Raw genomic sequence first — 6,605 nt, forward strand, 5'->3', positions numbered from 1 at the left:
TAGGAAAGCTTGCGGGCGCAACGATCGCGGCCTCGCGCCGCGCATCGCCGCCGCCCCCGCTGCCCTCGCTGCATCACGACGGCTCGCGCCGCGTCGTGCCGCCGCCCGCGCCCGGGCCGCCCGGCAAGGCGCCGAACATGTGCTGGTTGCACTTTGCCTCGCGCCACGCGGCCGACAGGCGATGCCCCGCCAGGATCCGCCGCGCCACCGGCAGGATCTGCTCCCCCGCCAACATCCCCAGCAGGCCCAGCAGCGCGATCACGGGCGGCGCCGGCGAAGCCACGCCGATCGCGCCATACACCACGCCGGCCAGCAGGCCGGCAAGCAGGGACAACACATAAGCCTTCATCGGGCCGCTCCTTTTTCACGAGATGCCGGCGCTCGCCGTCGCACGGCCGGACGTCCGCAAGACTAGCCGGTTCGCATCAAGAAAAAAAGCGGGGAGCGGCACTTTCGAGGGGCGGTTTTTGGAATCGAAGCCATTCCGTTTTTTGGATTTCTTGGCGCCGCGATTGCGTGTCAAATGATTGCCGCCGGATCGTGCCCCGTTCCGGCGCCCTGCCACGTGCACGGTTTCCCCGGTCGCGCCATCCGGCTGCGCCGCTCTCCTCTCCCAATCGAAGGACGCCACGTCATGAGCGATTCGAAGCTTGAAGTTCTCACGCCGCAAAACAGCCAACTGATCATCATCGACCAGCAGCCGCAAATGGCCTTCGGCGTCCAGTCGATCGACCGCCAGACGCTGAAGAACAACGTCGTCGCGCTGGCCAAGGCCGCCAAGGTCTTCAAGGTGCCCACCACCATCACCACCGTCGAGAGCGAAAGCTTCTCCGGCTACACCTATCCCGAGCTGCTCGACGTGTTCCCGGGCCAGCAAGTGCTCGAACGCACCTCGATGAACTCCTGGGACGACCAGAAGGTGCGCGACGCGCTGGCCGCGAACGGCCGCAAGAAGGTGGTCGTGTCGGGCCTGTGGACCGAGGTCTGCAACACCACCTTCGCGCTGTGCGCGATGCTCGAAGGCGACTACGAGATCTACATGGTGGCGGACGCATCGGGCGGCACCTCGCAGGACGCGCACGACTACGCGATGCAGCGGATGATCCAGGCCGGCGTGATCCCCGTCACCTGGCAGCAGGTGATGCTCGAATGGCAGCGCGACTGGGCGCGCCGCGACAGCTACGACGCCGTGATGGCGATCGCCAAGGAGCACTCGGGCGCCTACGGCCTGGGCGTCGACTACGCCTACACGATGGTGCACAAGGCCGCGCAGCGCACGGCCGGACAGCACGAAATCCTCGCGGCGGTGCCGGCGAAGTAAGCCCCGGAGCCGGTCGGGCAGGCCGCGCGCGACTCGCACGCGGCCTGCCCGCATCGGCTCATTGCTCGGACAGCGCCCACGGCGCATGCGCCAGATGTTCGACGAGGAAATCGAGCAGCACCGTGACGCGCGCGGCACGCAGCATGCCGGGCGGCGTCACCAGGTTGACGTTGATATCGGCGATGCGCCAGTCGCACATGACGCGCTCCAGCGCGCCGCTCTTCAGCGCATCCCAGACCAGGAACTCCGGCTGCAGGGCGAGGCCCTGCCCGGCCAGCAGCGCGGGAAGGATCACGTCGGCGTTGTTGGTGCGCATGCGGCCGCGCACCGGCACGGCGAACTCCTGGTCGGAGTCGACATGCCGGAATCGCCAGTAATCGGGCGAGGGCAGGTTGGTGTAGATCATGCTGACGTGCCGATCGAGATCGCGCGGATGCTCGGGGCGGCCATGCCGCTCCAGGTACTCGGGCGAAGCGACCAGCGGGCGATGCACCGCGCAGAGGCGTCGCGCGCGCAGCGAGGAATCGCTGAGATCGGCGATGCGGATCGCGACGTCGCAGCCGCTGGAGACGATGTCGATGATCTGGTCGGTCAGCACGAGGTCGACGTCGACGCCGGGATAGCGCTCGAGAAAGGCCGGCAGCAGCGGCGAGAGATGGCGCAGCCCGAACGACATCGGCGCGTTCAGGCGCACCGTGCCGTGAGGTTCGAGCGCCTGCGCCGAGGCTTCGTTCTCGATCATCTCGGCATCGGCGAGCAACTGGACCGCGCGATCGCGCAGCAGCTCGCCGGTGGGCGTGAGCGAGAGCTTGCGCGAGGTGCGGTACAGCAGCATGGTGCCGAGGCGCTGCTCGAGGCGCGCGATCGCCTTCGAGACGGTCGGTTGCGAGATGCCCAGCAGGTTGGCGGTCTTCGCGAACGAACCGGTCTCGACGACACGCGCGAAGATGGCCCAGGCTTCGAGATCAGGAAGAGCTTGCATGTGCGGGTGGGGAGTGAAGGTCCCGCGCGCCTGGTTCGACGCTAAGGACAGTTAAACGATGTGGTACCCGTCGATCGCGTGATCGGCGACGCGGATCCGGACACGACGCTCCGGATTCTAATTCGATCGAGAGGCTGAGCGCATGAAATCTTATTGGGTATCGCTCGCGGCGGGCGCATTGATCGGCGTGATCTACAGCGCGATCCGCGTGCGCTCGCCGGCGCCGCCGCTGATCGCCCTGGTCGGCCTGCTCGGCATGCTGATCGGCGCGCAGGCCGTGCCTTCGCTGCGGCTGTGGCTCGGCTTCTAGCCCACCTTCCAATTCAAACCCGAAAGGAAACGCTCGTGAATGCAAGCGACAAGCAACCCGACCTGATCCTGCACAACGGCAAGATCACCACGCTGGATCGCGCCAGGCCCGTCGTCAGCGCGGTGGCGATCGCCGACGGCAGCTTCATCGCGGTCGGCGACGATGCCGAGGTCATGCCGCTGGCCGGCGACGCCACGCGCGTGATCGACCTGCAGGGCCGCCCGGTGCTGCCGGGCCTGATCGACAACCACCTGCACCTGATCCGCGGCGGCCTCAACTACAACATGGAGCTGCGCTGGGACGGCGTGCCCTCGCTGGCGCTCGCCATGGAGATGCTCAAGCAGCAGGTGGCGGTCACGCCCGCGCCGCAATGGGTGCGCGTGGTGGGCGGCTTCACCGAGCACCAGTTCGTCGAGAAGCGCCTGCCGACCATCGAGGAACTGAACGCGGCGGCGCCCGACACGCCGGTGTTCATCCTCCACCTCTACGATCGCGCGCTGCTGAACGCGGCCGCGCTGCGCGTGGTCGGCTATACCAGGGACACGCCCGAGCCGCCGGGCGGCACCATCCTGCGCGACGCGGCCGGCAACCCCACCGGCCTGCTGCTGGCCAACCCCAACGCGACCATCCTCTACGCGACGCTGGCCAAGGGCCCCAAGCTGCCGGAGGAATACCAGGCCAACTCGACGCGCCACTTCATGCGCGAGCTGAATCGCCTGGGCGTGACGGGCGCGATCGACGCCGGCGGCGGCTCGCAGAACTACCCCGACGACTACGAGGTGATCCGCAAGCTGCACGACGCCGGCCAGATGACGGTGCGCATCGCCTACAACCTGTTCACGCAGAAGCCCAAGGCCGAGAAGGAGGACTTCGTGAACTGGACCCAGTCCGTCACCTATCACGACGGCAGCGACTACTTCCGCCACAACGGCGCGGGCGAAATGCTGGTGTTCTCGGCGGCCGACTTCGAGGACTTCCGCGTGGCGCGCCCCGAGCTGCCGCCCGAGATGGAGGGCGAACTGGAAGGCGTGGTGCGCGTGCTGGCGCAGAACCGCTGGCCGTGGCGCCTGCATGCCACCTACGACGAAACCATCAGCCGCGCGCTCGACGTGTTCGAGAAGGTCGACCGCGATATTCCGCTGGACGGCATCCACTGGTTCTTCGATCACGCCGAAACCATCTCGGAGCGCTCGATGGACCGCATCGCCGCGCTCGGCGGCGGGGTGGCCGTGCAGCACCGGATGGCCTACCAGGGCGAATACTTCGTCGAGCGCTACGGCGCCCAGGCCGCCGAGGCCACGCCGCCGGTGGCGAAGATGCTGGAGAAGGGCCTCAAGGTTTCGGCCGGCACCGATGCCACGCGCGTGGCCTCCTACAACCCGTGGATCTCGCTGGCCTGGCTGGTGACCGGCAAGACGGTGGGCGGCATGCGCCTCTACCCGCGGCACAGCCTGCTCGATCGCGAGACCGCGCTGCGCATGTGGACCGAGTACGTCACCTGGTTCTCGAACGAGGAAGGGCGCAAGGGGCGCATCGCGGTGGGCCAGCTCGCCGACCTGATGGTGCCCGACCGCGACTTCTTCGGCTGCGCCGAGGACGACATCGCCGGCACCACCGCGCTGCTGACCGTGGTGGGCGGGCGCATCGTCTGGGGCGCCGGGCCGTTCTCGCAACACGACGCGCCGATCCCGCCCGCCATGCCCGACTGGTCGCCCGCGCGCAGCTACGGCGGTTACGGCGGCTGGGGCGCGACGCAGCGCGAAGGCGCGCCGCTGCAACGCGCCGCGGCCGCCGCGCTGTGCGCCTGCGACAGCGCCTGCACGCTGCACGGCCACGCGCATGCCAGCGCCTGGAACAAGTCGCTGCCGACCTCGGACGCCAAGGGCTTCTGGGGCGCCTTCGGCTGCTCCTGCTGGGCGATCTGAGATGGCCGCCCCGCTGCTCGCCGGCAATCCGGCGTGGGTGCGCGCCCTGCTCGCGCCGGCCTGGGTCGCGCCGCTGCTGCGGCTCGCGCTGGTCTCCGCCTACCTGGTCGGCGGCGTCGACAAGCTGCTGCACTTCGATGCCGCCATCGCCGAGCAGGCGCATTTCGGCCTGCATCCGCCGGCCCTGTGGGCCGCGCTCGCGATCGTGGTGGAGATCGGCGGCTCGCTGTGCGTGGTCGCGCGGCGCCTGACCTGGCTCGGCGCCGGCGGCCTGGCGGCGCTGACCCTGGTCGCGATGCTGGTGGCCAACGATTTCTGGAACCTCGCCGGCGCCGCGCGCTTCATGGCGCTCAACAGCTTCTTCGAGCACCTGGGCCTGATCGCGGCACTGGCGCTCGCCACCCTGCTCAGCGATAGTCGCGATACGGCCGGCCACGGCCGCGCCTGATTCGCCGCTCACCATCCATCGACATCCCGCAGCACTGCGAAATAAACCAAACGACAAGGAACATCGTTCATGAACCCGATTCGCTCCCCCCTGCTGGCCCTGATGATCGCGGCCGGCACCGCTGGCGCCTTCACCGCGCCGGCCGCCTTCGCCAAGGCCTCGTTCGCGAAGACGCCGGCCGCCGCCGCCCCGTCGCTCGCCGTCGGCCCGCAGTACGACACCACCCACGTCTATGTCGCGCCCGAGGATTTCGACCGCTTCACCGACAGCTTCGTGGCCACCTTCGGCGGCAGCAAGTCCAAACAGGGCGTGTTCCAGGTCACGCCCACGCCGAGCCAGACCATGTCGCAACTGGTATTCACGCCGGCCGGCACGATCTCGGTGTTCGGCTTCAAGACGCCGGTACCCTGGCCGTTCGGCGCCGAGCGCACCGGCTACCTGGTGAGCGACATGGACGCGGCCGTGAAGTCGGCGCGCGCGCACGGCGCCGACGTGATCGTCGACACCTTCCCCGATCCGATCGGCCGCGATGCGGTGGTGACCTGGCCCGGCGGCGTCAACATGCAGCTCTACTGGCACAACCAGGCGCCCAGCTACGAGGCGCTGCAGACGGTGCCCGAGAACCGCGTCTACGTCTCGGCCCAGAGCGCCGGCAAGCTGATCCGCGACTTCCTGGCCTTCTCGCACGGCAAGCTGGTATCCGACGTGCGCAAGGCGCCCGGCGTGGAAATCGGCCGACCCGGCGACACCTACCGCCGCGTGCGCCTCGAATCGGGCTTCGGCAAGATGACCGTGCTGGTCACCGACGGCCACCTGCCCTACCCGTTCGGGCACGAGATGACCGGCTACGAAGTGCCCGACCTGGCCGCGACGCTGAAGAAGGCCGAGGCGGCCGGCGTCAAGACGCTGGTCGAGCCGTTCAGCTCGGACGGCCGTGAAGCCGCGATCGTGCAGTTCCCGGGCGGCTACGTCGCCGAGATCCACGCCAGCGCCGCGCAATGAAGCACGAGGACACGCTGCTGGCGGCGGTTGCCGGCTTCGTCGACACGCTCAGCTTCGTCGCGCTGTTCGGCCTGTTCACCGCCCACGTGACCGGCAACTTCGTGCTGATCGGCGCGGGCGCGGCCGGCTCCGGCCAGGGCCTGCTGCTGAAGCTGGCGGTGTTCCCCGCCTTCGTGGCGGGCGTGGCCGGCAGCAGCCTGCTGGTGCGTGCCCTGCCCCTGCATCACGCCCGCCAGGGCGCGCGCCTGCTGCATGCCGCCCAGGCCGTGCTGATGTTCGGCTTCTGCCTGGCCGGCGTGGCCGCCTCGCCGGTGGGCGGGCCCGACGACCTGGCGGCGGTGGCCGCCGGCATGCTCGGCGCCTTCGCGATGGGCGTGCAGAACGCGCATCCGCGCCTGGTGGCGCGACCCGGCGTGCCCAACACGGTGATGACGGGCAACGTCACGCAGGCGATCCTCGACGCGGTGGATCTGCTGTCGCCGCATCTGGACAGCGCCGCGCGCGCCGCCGTGCGTGCGCGCTTCGCGAAGATGCTGCCGGCCATCGCCGCGTTCGCGGCCGGCGCCGTGGCCGGCGCGCTCGGCTGGCGGCAGTTCGGCTTCTGGGCCCTGCTCGCG

The 6,605-nt window shown here is 69.4% G+C and carries 8 protein-coding genes; 6 read left to right on the forward strand and 2 right to left on the reverse strand.

Annotated elements, in window-relative coordinates:
- Window positions 1–73: 73 nt before the first annotated feature.
- On the reverse strand, window positions 74–349 hold the full coding sequence (locus F3J18_RS23260) for a DUF1427 family protein (protein WP_166914480.1): 276 nt from the start codon (window positions 347–349) through the stop codon (window positions 74–76).
- 285 nt (window positions 350–634) lie between these two features.
- On the opposite strand from F3J18_RS23260, the gene F3J18_RS23265 reads away from it, so the two are divergent.
- The gene (locus tag F3J18_RS23265; RefSeq protein ID WP_166914482.1) at window positions 635–1,321 is read left to right on the forward strand and encodes a hydrolase; all 687 of its coding nucleotides are present in this window, start codon (window positions 635–637) and stop codon (window positions 1,319–1,321) included.
- A 58-nt stretch (window positions 1,322–1,379) separates the two neighbouring features.
- On the opposite strand, the gene F3J18_RS23270 is transcribed toward F3J18_RS23265, so the two are convergent.
- Window positions 1,380–2,303, reverse strand: coding sequence for a LysR family transcriptional regulator (locus F3J18_RS23270; RefSeq protein ID WP_025100738.1), 924 nt, complete (start codon window positions 2,301–2,303; stop codon window positions 1,380–1,382).
- A 142-nt stretch (window positions 2,304–2,445) separates the two neighbouring features.
- Here F3J18_RS23270 and F3J18_RS23275 point away from each other — a divergent pair, with 142 nt between their 5' ends.
- From F3J18_RS23275 to F3J18_RS23295, 5 genes are all read left to right on the forward strand, one after another.
- Complete coding sequence (locus F3J18_RS23275; protein WP_013691509.1) at window positions 2,446–2,613, forward strand: DUF1427 family protein; 168 nt, start codon at window positions 2,446–2,448, stop codon at window positions 2,611–2,613.
- Between the two features lie 35 nt (window positions 2,614–2,648).
- Window positions 2,649–4,538: an amidohydrolase gene (locus tag F3J18_RS23280; RefSeq protein WP_025100737.1), complete on the forward strand. Its 1,890-nt coding sequence runs from the start codon at window positions 2,649–2,651 to the stop codon at window positions 4,536–4,538.
- Between the two features lies 1 nt (window position 4,539).
- Window positions 4,540–4,986 carry a DoxX family protein gene (locus F3J18_RS23285; RefSeq protein ID WP_166914484.1) on the forward strand — a complete coding sequence of 149 codons (447 nt, stop codon included), beginning with the start codon at window positions 4,540–4,542 and terminating at the stop codon, window positions 4,984–4,986.
- Window positions 4,987–5,055: 69 nt separating this feature from the next.
- Entirely contained in the window at window positions 5,056–5,988 is a 933-nt protein-coding gene (locus F3J18_RS23290; protein ID WP_166914486.1) for a glyoxalase, read from the forward strand.
- On the forward strand, window positions 5,985–6,605 hold a 621-nt coding region (locus tag F3J18_RS23295), incomplete at its 3' end, for a YoaK family protein (protein ID WP_166914488.1). The genes F3J18_RS23290 and F3J18_RS23295, both read left to right, overlap by 4 nt.

This window comes from Burkholderia sp. Ax-1720 (genome assembly GCF_011753035.1).
GTDB lineage: Bacteria > Pseudomonadota > Gammaproteobacteria > Burkholderiales > Burkholderiaceae > Burkholderia > Burkholderia gladioli.

Bases quoted from the DNA above. Each gene is read 5' to 3' on its own strand.
- F3J18_RS23290 (WP_166914486.1), top strand. From the start codon at position 5,056: ATGAACCCGATTCGCTCCCCCCTGCTGGCCCTGATGATCGCGGCCGGC.
- F3J18_RS23260 (WP_166914480.1), bottom strand. From the start codon at position 349: ATGAAGGCTTATGTGTTGTCCCTGCTTGCCGGCCTGCTGGCCGGCGTG.
- F3J18_RS23270 (WP_025100738.1), bottom strand. From the start codon at position 2,303: ATGCAAGCTCTTCCTGATCTCGAAGCCTGGGCCATCTTCGCGCGTGTC.
- F3J18_RS23285 (WP_166914484.1), top strand. From the start codon at position 4,540: ATGGCCGCCCCGCTGCTCGCCGGCAATCCGGCGTGGGTGCGCGCCCTG.
- F3J18_RS23275 (WP_013691509.1), top strand. From the start codon at position 2,446: ATGAAATCTTATTGGGTATCGCTCGCGGCGGGCGCATTGATCGGCGTG.
- F3J18_RS23265 (WP_166914482.1), top strand. From the start codon at position 635: ATGAGCGATTCGAAGCTTGAAGTTCTCACGCCGCAAAACAGCCAACTG.